The 336-nt window shown below is 61.0% G+C and carries 1 pseudogene; it reads right to left on the bottom strand.

Going from position 1 to position 336, the window contains the following annotated elements:
• Nucleotides 1-336 (bottom strand): annotated as a pseudogene (locus AC0L2O_RS36535) (IS110 family transposase); the annotation flags it as partial.

Below are 336 nucleotides of genomic sequence, written 5' to 3' on the forward strand. Positions count from 1 at the left end.
TTTTGATGGGTCGCATTCATCGCGAGCCACTTCGTCACGCGCTGCCTCCACGTCCTTGATTTGCCGAAGCACGAGCTCGATCCGGTCCAGTGCACGGACAATCTCCGCTTTGAGATTCGACGGTAGTTCACGACCGTCTCCGGTCCTGAGTTCTTCCAGTCGAGTGCGGCGGTCCCGCTTCAGCGGCTCATATCCCACGATGCCCTGCGAGAACAAGAGCCCCTTGACCCGGTTCACGAGCTTGATCCGCTCTGCGATGCGAGCGCGTCGTTCACGGCTGTTGCGCTTTCGGTCCTCTTGCTCGGGCGATGGCGGAACGACCATGGCGCATACCCG

The sequence above is a fragment of the Bradyrhizobium sp. Kon10 genome (assembly GCF_055807395.1).